The sequence below is a fragment of the Sulfitobacter faviae genome (assembly GCF_029870955.1).
Taxonomy (GTDB): Bacteria; Pseudomonadota; Alphaproteobacteria; order Rhodobacterales; family Rhodobacteraceae; genus Sulfitobacter; species Sulfitobacter faviae.
Window position 1 is genome coordinate 1,989,149 of the sequence record NZ_PGFQ01000001.1, and the last position, 17,312, is coordinate 2,006,460.

A 17,312-nucleotide genomic window follows, 5' to 3' on the forward strand; every position below is an offset into this window, starting at 1 on the left:
GCTGCCCGTTCCCCTACCCCAGGGAGCGGCTCCCTGATAGCTTTGCAGCGATGCGCCCCACCGGTTTTCCCCGTCCTCCCCTCGGGGGGAAGACCGGGGGCGCATTTGGCGATCTGGCGAGAGCTGTTTCACCTATCCGTAAGTATATCGCGCTATCCGCAGCGGCATCTGCATTGACCGGACGCACCTTCGCATTGGCACCGACAATTCGCGATAAATGTCCGGTAGATTTTTGCTCGTATTCTCGCTGGGTGCCTCGTTGCGCGGGTTCTCCGGTTCGGACCGAAAGGTGAATTGTGAAACGTCTCTCTAGCCGAAAAGCGCTGCGCGGTGTCTCCTTCGCCGTTTGCGCCGCCCTTGCCGTCTCCTCCTCTCCCGCGGATGCCGGGGATTTCTCGATCGATTGGTCCACTTTCGATTGGCCCGCAGGCTTTGCCGGGCCTTTGCTGCGGACCCTGTCGGACCAATATGGTTTCGAGATCGACACGACGGTCGAGATCACCGGCAATCTGCGCCCCTATAGCACCGATGCGCAAGGCAATCCGATCTTCACCCCCGACGATGTCAATGTTCTGGGCGGCGGTGTCGATTCGCTTGTCATCGTGGGCGATGCCGGGCCGAATGCGGGGCGGCGCGGCGATGACCGGATCACCGCCAGCGTGTCGGCCAGTTCCGGCGGCGTCGCGTTTCAGGTCGACAACCTTACCGTCGACATCCTCGACATCGACCCCACCGACAATCACAGCACCGGGGACCGCTGCGATTTTGTGACCGCCTTTGGCGATAACGGCAACCCAAGTATCACCACATTGGGGCCGGCGCCCACCGTCGTGGTCGGCCCCGGGCCGGGGTCCGGCGACACCGGTTTGCTGAACGGGAACGAGGCGCAATGTCTGTTCATCGACGGCAGCGCCTTTCTCTCTCCCGGCTCGGGCGATGATACCAACGGGTCGATCCGGCTGAGCTATCCCGATGCGACCTCACGGATTGAGATTTGGTACGACGAAAGCATCGGCGAGGTCCGCAGCTACTACAACCCGGTGACCCTGCCCTATGATGCGGGGGCGCGGGGATCGGTATCTTCGCCGATGTGAACTTTACCACCGAACAGACCATCAGTCTTGCGCGGTTTACCAGCCCGCTCTCCGCGCTTCAGGGCACGACGGTCACCTTTATCTATGAGGTGACCAACACAGGGGAGCTGCCCTTCAACCCGAACCAAGACGTGGTGATCGAAGACAGCCTTGTCGGCACGGTCACTTGCCCGGCCATCACCGCACCTGTGGCCCCGGGCGGCAAGGTGACCTGTACTGCGGAATATACCGTGACGGCGGCGGATGCCCTGTCGGGCGCGGTCGATAGCACCGCCACGGCGGGTATCGGCGCGATCGGCACGCCTTTCGTGTCGCGCCTGCAGTCCAATCCGCAAAACGCCAGCATCGTCGCCAATGTCCTGTCCACCGACACCGGCCCGCAAACCTGTACCCCGCGGTCGGTTTTCGCTCAGCCGCGCACGCAGCTGGCCGGGCCGGGCAGCGCGGCGGCGCTGACGACCTCGGACATCTTCGTCTTTGATAATGTCACCACCGACATCAATGGCAACGATCTGGATGTCGTGTTCCAAGCGACCCAGATCAGCAACGCCACTGCGGTCAATATCGACGGCTCGCTCGAAGCGCGGATGACGCCCGCTGACAACGGTTTCGTCACCTACCGTCTGCGCCTTGTCGAAGACGGCAGCGCCACCCCCTCCAACCCCCAAGGGCGGGCGGTCGAGCAAAGCCGTATCAACGGCGTGATCGTTCAGCAGACGGATGTGGACAGCCGCGGGGCCTCAGACGACAGTTCGGATGTGGTCGGCCCGCTGCTCGCGCCCGATGGCATTTCCTATTTCCACACCGCCCCGCTCGCCGGTTTTCCCGCCGGGGGGCAGGCGATCACGATGGACCCCGCCAAGGTGGGTGACCCGACCAATTGGACGGAAGAGCCGAACGAGACTGGCTTCGACAACTATGCCACCTATGAATATGGCACCTTCACCGAGGGGGAGTTCATCCACGGCTATACCGGCAGTTCGCTGAACAACGCGCGGCGCGGCTCGTCGATCCGGCTTTGCGCGGTGGCGAATACCTCGGCCAGCGTGGTGGCGGGCGACGATGACTATACCGCGACGCCGCTCAACAGCCTGCTTGGCGGCACGGCGGGAGAGGTCATGTCCAACGACACGATCAACGGGCTGCCTGCCGCCTTCCCCACCGCGACGCTTGCGGTGCTGACCGAAGCCGTACCCCAGAACAGCGGTGATCCGGTCCCCGTGCTGGAAACCCAAGGCGCCGATGCGGGCCGGGTGATCGTCCCGCCGGGGGTGCCCTCTGGCACCTATCTGATCGACTATGAGCTTTGCGACAGCATTGATCCCACGCAATGCGACAGGGCGCAGGTCACGGTCGCGGTCTTTGACGGGCTCGGGGTCGACTTTGGTGATGCGCCGATCTCTTACCTGACCGCCTCGCATGGGGTCAGCGATACGCCGCAGGTCTATCTTGGCGATGTGCCGCCCGATATCGAACTGGTGGCCCAGTCCGATGCCTCGGCCACGGCGGACGACCTGTTGGACAGCGATGACGAAGACGCGGTGGTCTTTCCGGTGATGACCCAAGGGATGATCAGCACGCTCAACATTCCGGTCAAAGGGGCGGGCTACCTTCAGGCGTGGATCGACTTTAACGGCGACGGGGTCTTCGAAGGGTCTTTTGGTGAGAACATCGCCCGCGACCTGCGCGACGATGGCACAGGCTTTGACGATGTGGCGGGCGACGGCGTGATCCAGATCGACGTGACCGTGCCCAGCGATGCCACCACCTCCACCACCTTCGCACGGTTCCGCTATTCATCTGAGGCCGGGCTGCCGGTGGCGAGCTTTGCCGTCGATGGCGAGATCGAGGATTACTCCCTCATCATCGCGGCTGCCGATCTGGTGGACCGGGGCGATGCGCCTGCCAGCTATGGTGAGCCGCGCCATATCATCGTGCCGGACATCTACCTTGGCGGTGGCCTCCCCGATTCCGAGACCGAGAGCATGTTCAGCGCTAATGCAGATGGCGACGACCTCGACGGGATCGACGACGAGGATTCCGTGGCCGAGTTCCCGGTGCTTGAGGCGGGCACCATCGTGCCGCTGACCATTCAGACCCATGAGACCCTCAGCGCGCAACTGGCCCTCGGCCTGCCGGTGACCGAAGGCATTACCAATCTTCAGCTTTGGATCGACTTTAACCAGAACAATGTCTTCGATCCGACCGAACAGGTGGCCATTAACTTTCGCGACGGCGGCTTGGGCGATACCGATGGCGCGTTCAACAACCAGATCAGCCTGAACATTCCCGTGCCGGTCGATGTGGGCAATGGCACCACCTATGCCCGCATCCGCTGGTCGACCTCCAGCGCGCTGACCCAAGACCCCTTCAGCGGTCTGAACTTCGATGGGGAGGTTGAGGATTACCTCGTGACCCTCGTCAATCTGTTGCCGCAGGGCCGGATCGGCGGAACGCTTTATGAGGACGCCGACAGTTCCGGCAGCCGCGACGGGGCCGAAGTCACGCTGCCCGCAGGCATCACCGTGACGCTTTTCGACGATGCTGGCACGCCCGGCGACCGGGCCGATGATACGCAGGTGGCGGTGACCGAAACCGATGCGGCGGGGGCCTATTCCTTCAGCAACCTCGACCCGGCGCGCGCCTATCTGGTCGAAGTGGATGAGGCCGACCCCGAAATACCGGCGGGCCTCACCCTGACCACCGGAAACCCGATCGCGAGCCTTGCCGTCGATGCGGGCAGCGGCAGCCCGGTGAGTTCTGATTTCGGTTTTGAAACCCTGCCGACTGAGGCCGATTTGGCCCTGACCCAAGCCATCCTACGCGCGGCGGACGCCAGCCCCGCGACAGAGGCCACGGTGGGAGAGGCGCTCGACCTCGTGCTGACCGTGACCAACACTAGCCCCGGCAGCCCCTCGGATGTGCGGGTGCTCGATCTCATCCCCGATGGCTTCGCCTATGTCTCGGACGATGCGGCGGCGCAGGGCGATAGCTATGATGCTTCGACCGGTCTGTGGCTGCTTGGCGACGTGCCCTCGGGCAGCAGCCACAGCCTGACCATCCGCGTCACATTGCAGGGCGAAGGTGCCACGGAAAATCAGGCAGAGATCATCGGCGCGTCGCTTCCTGACCCCGACAGCGACCCCGGCACCGGCGCGCTGGTGGATGACCTCGGCGATGGGCTGGCCGATGATGACGAGGCGTCAGCCCGCGTGGCCCGACGCTCCAACGGTCCGGTGCTTTCTGGCGTGGTGTTTTTTGACATCGGCGCGGGGAGCGACGCCTATGACGGGGCCCAGCAGACGGGCGAGGCGGGCACGGACCGCGCCCTGGTCGAGATTTTGGACGCGGGCGGCGCTTTGCTGGTCACGCCCGATCTGGCGGCGGACGGCACATGGCGCGCGGCCTTGCCCGAGGGGTATAGCGGCGCGGTCACCGTGGTGGCCCAGCCCGGCGCGGGTCTGCTCAATGTATCCGAGGGCGGCGCGGCCTTGCCCGGTGTGGTCAACGGCGATCCCCATGACGGGCGCTTCACCTTCACCCCGCGGCGGGCACCGCCTACGCCGGGCTCGACTTCGGCCTCATCGAAGCGGCGCGGCTGAACCAATCGCAGGACAAGACGATCCGTGCCGGGCAGGTCTTGGCGCTGCGGCATGAATATATCGCCTCGGCCCCGGGAAACGTGAGCTTCAGCGTCACCGCCGAAGCCTCGGCCCCGAAGGGGCCTTCTCGACCGCGCTTTACGAGGATACGGATTGCGACGGCACGCCGGACCAAGCGATCACCGGGGCGCTGCCCACCAATGCGGGCGGGCTGATCTGTGTCCTTGCACGGGTCACCGCCTCGGGCGCGGCAACGCAGGGATCGACCTATCGTTTCGATCTGGTCGCCGACACCAGCTATGGCTCCAGCGGCCTCGCCCAGCGAAACGTCAACACCGACCGGCTGGTGGTTGAGGCGGCGCAGGGCACGTTGAAACTGACCAAAACCGTCCGCAACGTGACGCGCGGCACGCCCGAGGGGGTCAGCAACGGCGCCGCTGCCGGGGATGTGTTGGAATACCGCATCTATGTCGAAACCGTGGGCACCGTGCCCGCGCGCGACATCGTCGTCTACGACAAGACGCCGCCCTACACGGCTCTGGCCGCGGCGGTGCCCAGCCCGGTTACCCTGGCCGATGGGGTGACCTGCACCTTGGACGCGCCATTGGCGAATGCGCCGGGCTACGACGGGGCGCTGCGTTGGTCCTGTACGGGGGCGCTGCAACCCGGCGCGCAGGGCTTCGTCTCCTTCGAGGTCAGCATCCAATAGCCACAGTCCGGGGCCGTTTTACAGGTGGCCCCGGCACCGCCCGCCCACGTGATCCGATGAACTGCCCTGTTGCATCCCCGCCCGCTGGGGCATAACAGGCAATAGTTTACTAAAAGAATCGGATTAAGGGGGCCGCGGTGCTCAGAACGTTGTCATTCATTTGCTTGGCTTTTGGCGCGACCGCCGCCATGGCGCAGGACTTTCCCGTTACCGTCGAACACGCCTTTGGCGAAACCACCATCGAAGAGCGGCCCGAGCGGGTCGCCTCGGTCGGTTGGGCCAATCACGAAGTGCCCTTGGCGCTTGGCATTGTGCCGGTCGGCTTCGCCCGCGCCTCATGGGGGATGACGATGGCGACGGGCTGCTGCCTTGGGTGATCGAACGGCTGGACGCGCTCGACGCCGAAGTGCCAACGCTCTTTGACGAGGGCGACGGTATCGATTTTGAGGCCGTGGCCAGCACCCAGCCCGATGTGATCCTCGCCGCTTATTCTGGCCTGTCGCAGTCGGACTATGAAACCCTCAGCCGCATTGCCCCGGTCGTCGCCTACCCCGAAGCGGCATGGACCACGACATGGCGCGAGATGATCCGCCAGAACGCGGCGGGCCTTGGCATGGCCGAAGAGGGCGAGGCGATGGTCGCCGAGATCGAAGAGCGGATCGCGACCGCCCGCGCGGCGCATCCCGAACTGGCGGGCAAGACCGGTATGTTCGTGACCCACCTTGACCCGCGTGACCTCAGCACCATCGGTTTCTACGCCGCCGCCGACCAGCGGGTGCAATTCCTGACAGACCTCGGCATGGCGACGCCGCAGGCGGTGCGCGAGGCCAGCGAGGCCGGGAAATATTCAGGCCGGGTGAGCGCCGAGCGGATCGACCTGTTTGACGATGTAGACGTTGTGGTGACCTATGGCGATCAGGCGCGGTTGGACGAACTGGCCAAAAACCCGCTGATCGCGCGTTTCCCGGCAGTCGCCCGCGGCTCGGTCGTGCTTTTGGCGAATGACCCGATGGGAACCGCCGCGAACCCGACGCCCTTGTCGATCGACTATGTGCTCGACGACTACCTCGCGCGGCTGAGCGCCGCCGCCACGCGCGGCGAATAATGCAGGTGCAGCGCCCCCAACGGCTGGCGGGCCTCGCGCTTTTGCTGGGCCTGCTGCTGCTGATGACCGGCCTGTCGCTGACCGTGGGCGCGCGCGCGGTGCCGTGGGGCGAGATCTGGGCGGGCATGACCGGCCGGATCGAGACCATCGGCGCGGCGGCGGTCGCGGTGCGGATGCCGCGCACGGCGCTGGCGATCTTGGCGGGCGCGGCGCTTGGTCTTGCAGGCGCGGTGATGCAGGGCATCAGCCGCAACCCTTTGGCCGATCCGGGCATTCTGGGCGTCAACGCGGGGCAGCGCTTTTTGTCGTGGTGGGCATCGCTTGGTTCGACATCAGCGGCGCGCAGAGCTTTCTGTGGCTCGGCATCGCCGGGGCCGGGGTCACGGCGGTTTTCGTCTATCTGATCGGCTCTGCCGGGCAGGGCGGGGCGACGCCGCTCAAGCTGACCCTTGCGGGCACCGCGACCTCCGTCGCGGTGTCGGCCTTCATCATCGCGGTGGTGCTGCCACGCAATGACATCGCGGGCTCCGTGCAATCTTGGCAGGTCGGTGGCATCGGCGGCGCGAGTTTCGAGACGCTTTTGCCCGCCTTGCCCTTCGCGCTGGTGGGGCTGGCGCTGAGCCTCGCCTCGGCCCGGGTGCTTAACGCATTGGCCTTGGGCGAAGAACTAGCCACCGGCCTTGGCCAGAGCGTCGCCTTGGGCCGGGTCATGGCGGCGGCGGGGGCGGTGGTCCTTTGCGGCACGGCGACGGCGCTTTGCGGGCCGATCGGCTTTGTCGGACTGGTGGTGCCGCATCTGTGTCGGATGATCGCGGGTGTCGATTACCGGCTGGTGCTGCCGCTCTCGGCCTTGGCGGGGGCCTCCATGCTGGGGCTGTCGGATGTGCTGGGCCGCGTCATCGCCCGCCCGAATGAGTTGGACGTGGGCATCGTCACGGCCTTTGTCGGCGCGCCCTTCTTTATCTGGACGGTGCGCAATCACAGGATGCGCGGGCTATGAGCGATGTGACCATCACCGCACCCCGCCGTTTCCGCCCTGCCGCGACGCGGCGTGTTCAGGTGCTGGTCGCACTGGCCGCGCTCGTTTCTGCGCTTATGCTTCTGACACTGAGCTGCGGGCGTGGTTGCCTGCCGCCGGGCGATGTCTGGGCTGCGCTGAGGGGGCGCCGGGGCCAATGCCTCATTCGTGGTGGCCGATTTGCGCCTGCCGCGCGCGGTCATGGGGCTCTTGGCCGGGGCCAGCTTTGGCTTGGGCGGGGTGGCGTTTCAGATCATGCTGCGCAACCCGCTGGCCAGCCCCGATATCATCGGCATCAGCGCCAGCGCAGGTGCGGCGGCGGTCTTTGCCATCGTCATTCTGGCCCTCGACGGTTGGCTGGTGTCGCTCGTCGCGGTTGTGGCAGGGCTTGGGGTCGCGGCGATGATCTGGGCGCTGTCCTCGCGGCGCGGTGCCGCAGGGGCGCGGTTAATTCTGATCGGCATCGGCGTCTCTGCCATGCTCGACAGTGTGACGGCCTATGTGCTGCTCGAAGCGCCTGCATGGGACCGGGCCGAGGCGATGCGCTGGCTGACCGGCAGCCTCAACGGCATGCAACTCGTCCAAGCGCTGCCCGTGGCCGGGGCACTGTTGGTCTTCGGCGGGCTCTTGGCCGTTACCGCCCGCGACTTGGAGGTGCTGCGCCTTGGCGATGACACCGCCGAAGCGCTTGGCGTGCGTGCTGACGCCACGCGGCTGCGGGTGACACTGGCCGCCGTTGGCCTTGTGGCCATCGCCACGGCAGCGACCGGGCCGATTGCCTTTGTCGCCTTTCTCTCTGGCCCCATCGCGGCGCGGCTTTTGCCGGGCACGACCGGGTTGCTGTTGGGGGCCGGGCTGGTTGGCGCTTTGCTGGTCATCGCGGGCGATTTCGTGGGGCAGTTCCTGCTGCCCGCCCGCTTGCCCGTGGGGTCGTCACCGGCGCGGTCGGCGCGCCCTTCCTTTTGTATCTCATCGTTCGCGCCAATAGAAATGGGGGCACCCTATGACCCACGACCACCGTCTTGAAACGCGCGATCTGGGCGCGGGCTATGAAAAGCGCGTGATTTTGGAGGGGGTGACGCTCACCGTCCCGGCGGGGAAGATCACGGCCATCGTGGGCGGGAACGCCTCGGGCAAGTCAACGCTTTTGCGAACGCTGGCGCGGATTTTGCAGCCCAAGTCCGGTGCGGTTCTGCTGGATGGCGAAGCGGTGCACCAAATGAAATCGCGCAAGCTGGCGCAGGTCATGGGGCTGCTGCCGCAATCGCCCATCGCGCCTGAGGGGATCGCCGTGGCCGATCTGGTCGGGCGCGGGCGGCATCCGCATCAGGGGCTGTTCTCGCGCTGGTCGGCAGAGGATGACCGCGCCGTGGCCCGCGCGCTGGCCGCGACGGGGACCGAGGAACTGGCCGAGCGCGATCTCGACACCCTGTCGGGCGGTCAACGCCAGCGGGTCTGGATCGCCATGGCCCTGGCGCAAGAGACCGATCTGCTGCTGCTGGACGAGCCGACGACTTTTCTGGACGTGGCGCATCAGGTCGAGGTGCTGGACCTGCTGGTCGATCTCAACATGGCGCAGGGCACGACGATTGTCATGGTGCTGCATGATCTGAACCTCGCCGCGCGCTATGCCGATCACCTGATCGCCGTGGGCGATGGCGGCATCCGCGCCGAGGGGCCGCCCGCCGAGGTCCTGACCGAGGAACTGGTGAAAACCGTCTTTGGCCTGTCGTGCCGTATCGTCAACGATCCGGTCTCGCAGACCCCCTGCATGGTGCCGATTGGGCGTCACAAGATCGGGCCGCCACGCAAGAATGCCGCGGCCTAAAAATAACTGACTAATTTAGTCAGATTGACTCTGGTCTCCTCCGTATCATAGGGGTAAGGGAATCCCGACTGATTCACTAGGTTATTACGGAGACCGCCATGTCCTCTTCCAAACTCATCCCTTTGCAACTGGGGCGCGGCTCTCTCAAGACGGCGCTTTTGTGCTGTACGGCGCTGGTGCCGGGCACGCTTTACGCACAAGAGGCCTACCAGTTGGATGACGTGATCCTCGAAGCCGAGGCGCAGACTTCGGGCGCGGCGGATGCCGAAACGGTTGTCGCCAGCGAGATCAGCAGCGGCGGCAAACTGTCGGGTGAGATCATCGACATCCCGGCCAGCGTCTCGGTCATCACCAGCCGCGAGATCGAAGCCCGCGGTGCGGATAGCGTGGAGCAGGTGTTGAACTACACCGCCGGTGCGAACACCGACAGCTATGGCGCGGATGACCGGTTCGACTATTTCATCCTGCGCGGGTTCGAAGCCTATACCTACCGCGATGGGCTGACCCTGGGTGCGAACTTTGGCGCCGTCCGCGAAGAGCCTTTCGCCTATGAGCGCGTCGAAGTGATCCGCGGCGCGTCGTCGTCGACCTTCGGCCTCTCCGATCCCGGCGGCTCGGTCAACTATGTCAGCAAACGCCCCCGTGACGAACGTTTTGGCAGTGTCTACACCTCGGTCGACTCCTATGGCAGCTTGGAAACCGGTGTGGATTTCGGCGACAAGCTGGATGAGGAAGGCACGCTCAGCTACCGTTTCACCGGCCTGCTGCGCAATGGCGAGCTTGAGTATCCCTATTCCGAGAACGATGAGGTTTTCGCGATGGGTGGCCTGACATGGCGCCCCTCCGATGCGTCGGAACTGACCGTGATCGTCGACCACCTTGACCGCGACTCCGTGCCCGGCAGCGGCGGTTTCCCGGCGGGCGGCGATTTTGACCGCAGCGATGTGTTCTACGGCGAGCCTGACTATAACTACCGCGGCACCGAGCGGACGACCGTCTCTGTTCTGGGCGCGCATGACTTTGGCAACGGGCTGAGCTTTGGCGGCACCCTGCGCTACAGCGACAGCGCCGATGACTTCGGCTATGCCTATGTCAGCGACTATACGCCGGATGACGACACCGTGGATCGCGCGTTCTTTGGCAGCGATGGCACCAGCGAGAGCATGATCTCCGACCTGCATCTGACCTATGAAGGATTCTTTGGCGGGGCGGCCAGCACCACCACGGCGGGCGTCGAATTCTCGTGGTCCGACGAATCCGACCAGCGCTTCTACGGCGCGGCGCCTTCGGTTGACCGTGATGATCCGACCTATACGGGCCGTCCGACCAGCGTGCCGATGTATGCCGATCTCGATACCGAGACGGAAGGCAAAGCGATCTACGCTCAGCAAGAGCTGAACTGGAACGAGCGTTTCATCGCCTCCTTCGGGCTACGTCACGACTGGATCGACGTGACAGAGACCAACAACCTTGCCGGCACGGTGCAGACCAACGACATCAGCGAGACGACAGGCCGCCTGGGTCTGACCTATAAGATCAAACCCAACCTCTCGGTCTTTGGGAACTACGCACAGTCGGTCGTGCCCGCAGGCTTTGGCGTCGAGCCGGAAGAGGGCGAGCAGTTCGAGCTGGGCACCAAATGGCAGCCTATGGGGACCAACGCGCTGTTGACGGCCTCGGTCTATGACCTGTCGAAAAGCAACATCACCCGCACCAATCCCGCGACCAACCTGCCGGAAACCATCGGTGAGATCGGCGTGCGCGGCATTGATCTGGAAGCCAAGGCCGAGATGGGCGCCTATACCCTCACCGCCGCCTACAGCTATCTGGATGCCGAGATCAAAGAGAACGGCACCGCGGGCAATGTCGGCAACCGCCCCGGTCTGGTGCCTGAAAACGTCGCTTCGATCTGGGCCAGCCGGACTTGGGAAAACCTTGGCCGTGGTGATCTGACAGTCGGTTTGGGCGCGCGGTTTAACAGCGGCTACTACTATAGCGACAGCAACACCACGGGTGAGACCGGCAGCTTTGTCGTGGTCGACGCCGCGGTCAGCTATGATCTGTCCGAGCAGACTACCCTGTCGGCCAATGTCACCAACCTGTTCGACGAAAAGCACACCTCCTTCGGCGGTTTCTACGCTGACTTCTACAGCCCCGGCCGTGAAGTCACCGTGAAGCTGGCCCATAGCTGGTGAGCCTAGAGCGCGGCACTCCCCTCGTGTGCCGCGCTTTCTTTTGACCGGGAGGAGCCACGGATGACCATCGCCAAAGCCAAGACCACCATCCCCATGGATGCCCCGCAGGAGATGCTCTCGCAAATCCTGTCGCATCTTGTCGATGATCACGGCATGGCGTTTCGCGCCAAGGGGCCGACGGGTCATGTGTTTGAGCAAGACGGCTACCGGGTGGAATTCGATCTTTGCCCGCGTGGGCTGGAGGTCAGCCTGCAAGCTCCCGGCGAAAACGCCATGCAATTCTCGAAAGAGGGCATGGTCCATCATGTGGCGGAGTTTGACCCCGCGCTGGCCGATCGCATCCGCTGGCAGGGAGTGGCGCAAGAGGCCGGAGAGACGCCGCAGAACTTCCGCTTGTTGGAGGTGCTGAACAGCGAAATCCTCTTCGAAGGGATGCAGCGCGTCACCCTGCATTACCCGGATATTGCCGAGCTTGCCCCGCAGGGCATCCATCTGCGCCTGATCCTGCCGCGCGATGCCAGCCGCACGCCGGTCTGGCCGGTGATGGGCGCCAATGGCGCGCCGGTTTGGCCCAAGGGTGCGGATGAGTTGCACGCCCGCTATGTCACGCTCAAGAACATACGCCTTGAGCGCGAAGAGGTCGATATCGACGTGGTCCGCCACGGCTCGGGCCTGATCTCGCAATGGGCGCAGAACGCCCATGCCGGGCAACGGATCGGTGCGATGGGGCCGGTGGGCATCAGCGCCTTGCCGAAAGCCTCTTCCTATTTCCTCGCCGCCGATGGCACGGGGCTGCCCGCCGTAGCGCAGCTTTTGGCGCGGCTGCCGGAAGATGCGGTGGGCGATGTGGTGGCGGCCCTGCCGCGCGGCGTGTCGTATCGCGACTACCTGCCCAAGACCAAGCTGCGCGTCCATGCCCTGCCGCCCGCCACCTTCGAGGCCGAAGTGCTTGGCCATGCGCAGGCGCTGACGGATGACGGTTTAGGCTATGCCTTTTTCGCCGGGGAGTTCCAGAACGCGCAGCAATTGCGCGGGCATTTCAAAACCCAGCTCGGCATGGATAAAACCCGCCAGATTTGCACCGCCTACTGGCGGCGGGGCTAAGCGCGCCCTAGCGCCACGGCCCCGCGTCGCGGCGTCTGCCGGTTTTCGGGATGCGGCTGCTGCTGATGGTCGCGCTGCTGGTGGGGCGCGGGCTTTCGGCGCGCCCTCGCGCGGCGTTGGGTGTCATCGCACGCAGAGCTGCGATGCGGTTCTCCGTCGCCGGGTGGGTGGCGAAAAGACTGTCATGTTTATGTGCGTGTAGCGGGTTGATGATGAACATATGCGCCGTGGCCGGGTTGCGCTCTGCCGCGTGATTGTCGATCCGCGCAGCCCCCATGGCGATCTTTTCAAGCGCGGAGGCGAGCCAGAGCGGATGGCCGCAGATCTCGGCCCCCGCCTTATCGGCGGCATATTCCCGCGTCCGACTGATCGCCATCTGCACCAGCGCGGCGGCCATGGGGGCGAGGAACATCATCATCAACGTCCCGATCATCCCCATCCGCTCACGCGCGCCGCCGAAGAACAGCGCGAAATTCGCCAGCATCGAAATCGCACCGGCGAAAGTGGCCGTCACGGTCATGATGGCCGTGTCATGGTTGCGGATATGGGCCAGCTCATGTGCGATGACGCCCGCCAGTTCCTCGCGGCTGAGGCTTTGCATCAGCCCTTTGGTCACCGCCACGGCAGCATTGGCCGGATTGCGCCCGGTGGCGAAGGCGTTGGGCTGGGGCGTGTCGATCAGATAGACCTTGGGCTCAGGCAGACCCGCATTCCGCGCAAGCTCTGCCGTCATGGCGTAGAGCCCGCGCGGTCTCCCGGCGAGACGGGCTGCGCATTGTGCATCTTGAGCACCATGCGGTCGGAGTTCCACCAGGTGAAGGCGTTCATCCCCGCCGCCACCACCAGCGCGATCAGCGCACCGCCCGATCCGCCGATCAGATAGCCGACCCCCATGAAAAGCGCGGTCATCGCCGCCATCAGCATCGCTGTCTTTACATAGCCCATCTTGGTCTCTCGCGGTTGTCCTTTGCAAAGAGATATGGGGCAGGTTCGGCGCGGTGCAAGGCAGGCCGAGCGGGCAGGGTCGGTCGCTTCGTCGGTTTACGCCTGCTCTCTGGCTTTCAGCCGCAGGAAGCTGTCCTCTCCGGCCAGAACGTAGCGCAGCAGCAAAAGCTCGACCTTGGCCGCGTCGCGGGCAGTAAAGGCGCGCAACATGTCGCGCTGCAATTCCACAAGGGTTTCATGCGCGACCGCGTCGCGCAGCGTGGCCATGCGAACGGCCTGAATTTGGGCCATGTAGCGCAGGATCGTGTCCCGCAACTCGATGTTGGGCACCGCCATGATCCAAGTGCGGCGGATGTCTTCGGACGCGGCATAGAGGCTTTCGATATCGCCGGTTTCCAACGTGCGCTCGGATTGTTCCACCGCGCGGGTCAGGGTGGCGATGTCCTCATCGGTCAGCTGGTTGGTGGCCAGCGCTGCGGCGCGCGGCTCCAGCAGGCGGCGCAACTCGAAAATCTCGCAAATCTGGCGCATCGACAGGTTGGGCAGGGTGAAGCCCCGCGTCGTGCTGTCGAGGTAGCCTTCATGCGACAGGCGCATTAGCGCATCGCGCACCGGCATCCGCGAGACGTTGAACTCTTCGGCGACGGCGGTGTCGACAAAGCGGTCGCCATGGCTGATCTCGCCCCGCTGAATGCGCCCGAGGAAGATGTCGTAAATCTGATCTTTCATGTGGCGCTTGGCTGAGCGGGGCATTCCGACCTCTCTGAAAAGTATGCGATTGCAGGCCGAGCATGCGCAAGAAATACGCTTATGGCTAGGTATAAGTTTGCATACTTGTAAAATTCAATTGAATTCGTATACGAAAGCTGGCAGCCAATAGGGGGAAGCTTGCCGCGCTGCGCGGGGTGTTCACAGGGAGTAAAACATGAATCTGAAAAATAATCTGATCGTTGGCCTCACCGTCGCGGCGCTGACGACAATGTCGGGCGTCTCTGCCATGGCGCAGGATGTGCTGAAAATCGGCTCTTACCCGGCGAACCCGCCGTGGGAGTTCAAGAACGAAGCGGGCACCTTCGAGGGGTTCGAGGTCGACATCATCAATGAGGTCGCCGCCCGGCTCGGCAAGACGACCGAAATCAGCGGCTACGACTTCCGCGCGCTTTTCGTGGCCACCGCCTCTGGCCGGGTGGATGCGGTGATTTCCTCGCTCACCATCACCGATGAACGGCTTGAAGCGCAGTCTTTCACGCAGCCCTATTTCTCGGGCGCATTGGGGGTCGGCACCAAGACCGACGCCGGGATTGCCGATCTCGACGGGCTGGAGGGCAAACGCATCGGTTCCATCGCCACATCCTTCCCAGAGAACTGGTTGAAAGAGCGGGAGGGTGAGCTCGGCTATAAATCCTATTCCAGCTATGACACCACCGCCAATATGCTGACCGATCTGCGCAGTGGCCGGATCGATGCGGCGGTGAACGATATCGTCAGCCTGCGCTACGCCTTTGCCCAGCCGACGATGCAGGGCTTGCAGGTCTCGGTCGAGATTCCGACGGGCGATAAATTCGCGATTATGATGCCCAAGGGCTCTGAGCATCTGGAGGCGGTCAACGATGCGATCTCTTCAATGAAAGAGGACGGCACCATGGCGGCGCTCTATGAGAAATGGCTCGGCGTGGCCCCTGCCGAAGGCAGCCTTGCGGTGACCCCGCTGCCGGTGCCCACCTCGGCTGACTGATACCTTTGGGCCGTGGGCGGGGCGCCGCTCCGCCCACGGCCCAAAGCTCGCCCCCTGCGATCAAACTGACGGACTGCGCAATGGAAATCATCGACATCTTCTTCAATCTCGACGTGATGCGCCGCGCTTTCCCGATCTTGATGCGCGGGCTGCTCAACACCATCCTGCTGGGCGCTTCGGCGATTTTCTTTGGCGGTATCCTTGGCGTGCTGGTCTGTCTGGTGCGGCTTTACGCGGCCAAGCCGTTCCGGCTGCTGGCGGTTCTGTATACGGATATCTTCCGCGCCATTCCGGTGCTGGTGGTGCTGATCCTTGTCTACTACGCGCTGCCCTTCGCGGGCATCGTGTTTTCCTCATTCGTGGGGGCAACCATTGCGCTGGCGCTGGTGCTGGCGGCCTATACGGCAGAGGTCGTACGCGCGGGATCGAAGCCGTGCCGCGCGGCCAGTTCGAGGCCTGCGATGCGCTTGGCCTGTCTTTCTTTACCACCATGCGCAAGGTGATCCTGCCGCAGGCGTTTCGGATGATGATCCCGCCGCTGGCCTCCTATGCGGTGGCGATCATGAAAGACACCTCGCTCGCCTCGGTCGTGGCGATGGATGATCTGCTGAAACAGGCCACCGACGCGCAGGCGCTTTTCGCCAATCCGACGCCGCTGCTGCTGGCCGCGCTGATCTACATCGCGATCCTTTGGCCGATGGTCCGTTTCACCGGCTGGCTAGAGCAGCATTACAAGCGCGGCTACCGCTGAGCCGAAGCGGCCCCGTCCCCCACAAAACTACCGCCCCGCGCGCCTGCGCGGCCAACACCCTACGGAGATTACAATGTCCACAGAAACAGGAACGGGCGACGCCTATCTCCTTTATCACTCCATCGGCCAATACCCCGGCAAACATGCGGATATGCTGGCCGGGCTCACCGATTTCACCGATGCATGGGCCGCGCCCAATGGCGATCAATGGGCCGATGTCTTGCCCAAGCGCCAGCAGTTCATTGACCTCTGGGCCGAGTTGATCGGCGCGCCGAAGGGCACCGTCACCACGACAGAGAGCGTCACCACCGGGCTGATGGCCGTCATCGGTGCGCTGCCCGAAGGGACCCTGCGCGGCAAGAAGGTCTTGGTGGCTGAGGATGGTTTCCCCTCTCTGCACTTCCTGCTCACCGGCCTGTCGAAGCGTTTTGGTTTCACGTTGAACACTGTGCCGATCCGGCAAGGGGGGCATTGGGTCGAGGCCGAAGACATCATCGCCCATTGGGATGAGGAGGTGGCGCTGGCCCTGCTCACTTGGGTCAGCTCGACGACCTCGCACCGGTTGGACATCCCGCAATTGGTGGCGCATGGCCGCAAGATGGGGTCGCTCATCGGGGTGGATATGACGCAGGCCGTGGGGCTGCTGCCCTATGACGTGACCGCGCCGCGCGTCGATTTCGCCCTGTCGACCAGCCTCAAATGGATGTGCGGCACGCCGGGGGCGGGGATCGTCTATATGGATGCCGATCTGATCCCGCAGTGCCAGCCCGAGATGCGCGGCTGGTTCTCGCAAGGCAATCCGTTCTCATGGGATCTCGACGCTTTCGAATTCGCGCCCGACATTCGGCGGCTCGACAGTGGCACGCCCTCGACCGTTCCTGCGGTGGCCAGTCTGCCGGCGATGAAATGGCGCATGGGGCAGAACACCGAAGCCTTGGCGGCGCATAACCGCAAGCTGACCACGCAGCTACAGGCGGGGCTTGAGGGGATGGGCCTCACCCTTGCCAGCCCGGCGGACCCGGATCAGCGGGGCGGCAGTCTCATGGTGGTTCTGCCCGATCACATCGACGCGGCGGATGTGGTGGCGCAGTTGGCGGCGCTGGAGATTTACGTCGACAACCGCAGCCAGACCCTGCGCATGTCGCCGGGGGTGCTGACCACCGCCACCGGGATCGACCGCACGCTGCACGCGCTTCGGGCTTTTCTGACCTGACCCCCGCCGGGGC

General features: G+C 64.3%; 12 protein-coding genes and 3 pseudogenes. 13 read left to right on the forward strand and 2 right to left on the reverse strand.

Translation table 11 applies throughout. The features are described from left to right. Window positions 1–296: 296 nt before the first annotated feature. From CUR85_RS10310 to CUR85_RS10350, 9 genes and pseudogenes are all read left to right on the forward strand, one after another. Window positions 297–1,094: a hypothetical protein gene (locus CUR85_RS10310; protein ID WP_280322624.1), complete on the forward strand. Its 798-nt coding sequence runs from the start codon at window positions 297–299 to the stop codon at window positions 1,092–1,094. Continuing rightward, window positions 1,091–4,696 (forward strand): GEVED domain-containing protein, encoded by a 3,606-nt coding sequence (locus tag CUR85_RS20175; RefSeq protein ID WP_280322625.1) that lies wholly within the window; start codon window positions 1,091–1,093, stop codon window positions 4,694–4,696. Before CUR85_RS10310 ends, CUR85_RS20175 begins: the two co-directional genes overlap by 4 nt. A 346-nt stretch (window positions 4,697–5,042) precedes the next feature. Next, a complete protein-coding gene (locus CUR85_RS10320; RefSeq protein ID WP_280322626.1) occupies window positions 5,043–5,405 on the forward strand; it encodes a hypothetical protein in 363 nt (120 codons plus the stop codon). 188 nt (window positions 5,406–5,593) lie between these two features. Then, window positions 5,594–6,510 (forward strand): annotated as a pseudogene (locus CUR85_RS10325) (iron-siderophore ABC transporter substrate-binding protein). A gap of 62 nt (window positions 6,511–6,572) precedes the next feature. Next, window positions 6,573–7,510 (forward strand): annotated as a pseudogene (locus tag CUR85_RS10330) (FecCD family ABC transporter permease). A gap of 189 nt (window positions 7,511–7,699) precedes the next feature. Beyond that, window positions 7,700–8,554, forward strand: coding sequence for a FecCD family ABC transporter permease (locus CUR85_RS10335; protein WP_425520130.1), 855 nt, complete (start codon window positions 7,700–7,702; stop codon window positions 8,552–8,554). Beyond that, entirely contained in the window at window positions 8,532–9,356 is an 825-nt protein-coding gene (locus CUR85_RS10340) for an ABC transporter ATP-binding protein (RefSeq protein ID WP_067265489.1), read from the forward strand. The genes CUR85_RS10335 and CUR85_RS10340 overlap by 23 nt, the downstream gene beginning before the upstream one ends. A 98-nt stretch (window positions 9,357–9,454) precedes the next feature. After that, window positions 9,455–11,551: a TonB-dependent siderophore receptor gene (locus CUR85_RS10345; RefSeq protein ID WP_067265492.1), complete on the forward strand. Its 2,097-nt coding sequence runs from the start codon at window positions 9,455–9,457 to the stop codon at window positions 11,549–11,551. Window positions 11,552–11,611: 60 nt separating this feature from the next. Beyond that, window positions 11,612–12,655: a siderophore-interacting protein gene (locus CUR85_RS10350; RefSeq protein ID WP_067265494.1), complete on the forward strand. Its 1,044-nt coding sequence runs from the start codon at window positions 11,612–11,614 to the stop codon at window positions 12,653–12,655. A gap of 7 nt (window positions 12,656–12,662) precedes the next feature. Here the strand turns inward: CUR85_RS10350 and htpX are convergent. Both htpX and CUR85_RS10360 read right to left on the reverse strand, forming a co-directional pair. After that, a pseudogene (gene htpX, locus CUR85_RS10355) lies at window positions 12,663–13,600 on the reverse strand (zinc metalloprotease HtpX). A gap of 96 nt (window positions 13,601–13,696) precedes the next feature. Next, entirely contained in the window at window positions 13,697–14,353 is a 657-nt protein-coding gene (locus CUR85_RS10360) for a GntR family transcriptional regulator (RefSeq protein ID WP_067265499.1), read from the reverse strand. Window positions 14,354–14,525: 172 nt separating this feature from the next. Between CUR85_RS10360 and CUR85_RS10365 the strand changes: the two genes are divergently transcribed. The 4 genes from CUR85_RS10365 to CUR85_RS10380 all read left to right on the forward strand — a co-directional run bounded on the left by CUR85_RS10365 (window position 14,526) and on the right by CUR85_RS10380 (window position 17,299). Then, entirely contained in the window at window positions 14,526–15,335 is an 810-nt protein-coding gene (locus CUR85_RS10365; RefSeq protein WP_067265501.1) for an ABC transporter substrate-binding protein, read from the forward strand. An 80-nt stretch (window positions 15,336–15,415) separates the two neighbouring features. Continuing rightward, window positions 15,416–15,838 carry an ABC transporter permease subunit gene (locus CUR85_RS10370; protein WP_280322627.1) on the forward strand — a complete coding sequence of 141 codons (423 nt, stop codon included), beginning with the start codon at window positions 15,416–15,418 and terminating at the stop codon, window positions 15,836–15,838. Continuing rightward, window positions 15,769–16,086, forward strand: coding sequence for an ABC transporter permease subunit (locus tag CUR85_RS10375; RefSeq protein ID WP_280322628.1), 318 nt, complete (start codon window positions 15,769–15,771; stop codon window positions 16,084–16,086). Before CUR85_RS10370 ends, CUR85_RS10375 begins: the two co-directional genes overlap by 70 nt. A gap of 73 nt (window positions 16,087–16,159) precedes the next feature. Next, window positions 16,160–17,299, forward strand: coding sequence for an aminotransferase class V-fold PLP-dependent enzyme (locus tag CUR85_RS10380; RefSeq protein ID WP_067265505.1), 1,140 nt, complete (start codon window positions 16,160–16,162; stop codon window positions 17,297–17,299). Window positions 17,300–17,312 lie beyond the last annotated feature (13 nt).

What these genes read in the sequence shown, in the direction of transcription:
- CUR85_RS10350 (WP_067265494.1), top strand. Translation starts at nt 11,612, where the DNA reads ATGACCATCGCCAAAGCCAAGACCACCATCCCCATGGATGCCCCGCAG.
- CUR85_RS10340 (WP_067265489.1), top strand. Translation starts at nt 8,532, where the DNA reads ATGACCCACGACCACCGTCTTGAAACGCGCGATCTGGGCGCGGGCTAT.
- CUR85_RS10380 (WP_067265505.1), top strand. Translation starts at nt 16,160, where the DNA reads ATGTCCACAGAAACAGGAACGGGCGACGCCTATCTCCTTTATCACTCC.
- CUR85_RS10345 (WP_067265492.1), top strand. Translation starts at nt 9,455, where the DNA reads ATGTCCTCTTCCAAACTCATCCCTTTGCAACTGGGGCGCGGCTCTCTC.
- CUR85_RS10360 (WP_067265499.1), bottom strand. Translation starts at nt 14,353, where the DNA reads ATGCCCCGCTCAGCCAAGCGCCACATGAAAGATCAGATTTACGACATC.
- CUR85_RS10365 (WP_067265501.1), top strand. Translation starts at nt 14,526, where the DNA reads ATGAATCTGAAAAATAATCTGATCGTTGGCCTCACCGTCGCGGCGCTG.
- CUR85_RS10370 (WP_280322627.1), top strand. Translation starts at nt 15,416, where the DNA reads ATGGAAATCATCGACATCTTCTTCAATCTCGACGTGATGCGCCGCGCT.